Here is a 604-nt window from a genome sequence, read left to right as displayed (position 1 = left end):
AACAATGAGTGAATCTATGACTGTCAAGCTAAGCCAGCTCAAGTCTAAAAGTAATCAGGATCGTAAAGACTGGAATAGCCCTTCAGCAAGGGAACATATTGAGCAGCTAAAGCGTTCTATCGGGCTTGAACTGCCTAACGGTAAGATTTACGGCATCCGTGAGCCTATCGTGGTTAAGCGCGGCCAGGACGATGATAGCTTTGTTATTCTTCGTGGTGAATCACGCTGGAGAGCAGGTAGAGAAGTTGAAGAAGAAAAGAGCATTGAGCTTGAATGCGAGATTAAAATTGTCTCTTATGATGACAAGGTATTAGAACATCTTGATCACGTTTCTGAGAACACTCTCAAGCGCCCTTTAAATATTTTTGAGAGAGCCGCTTCGATTAAAAAAGATAAGGATAACGGCCTTTCTACTGAGCAAATTATTGCTATTCATGGGCTGTCTAATAAAACCGTTGTCAGTAAATATATGAGTGTTTTCCGCTTATCAAAAGCACAACAGAAAATTATTCAGGACTCTTTCATTAATGATTTAAATCTTATTAATAAACTTGCGAAAGTATCTGATGATGATATTAAAGAATTGCGTCAGCGCTGTGAAAGC

1 protein-coding gene is annotated in these 604 nt (G+C 39.2%); it reads left to right on the top strand.

Going from position 1 to position 604, the window contains the following annotated elements; translation table 11 throughout:
* Window positions 1-16 precede the first annotated feature (16 nt).
* Window positions 17-604, top strand: a 588-nt coding sequence (locus tag OOZ15_RS20000) for a ParB/RepB/Spo0J family partition protein (RefSeq protein WP_265958194.1), incomplete at its 3' end; no start/stop codon positions are given.

Source organism: Galbibacter kalidii (assembly GCF_026241135.1).
Taxonomy (GTDB): domain Bacteria; phylum Bacteroidota; class Bacteroidia; order Flavobacteriales; family Flavobacteriaceae; genus Galbibacter.
The sequence above is the reverse complement of the archived record's forward strand: the minus strand, read 5'-3'. Positions and strand labels throughout refer to the sequence as shown.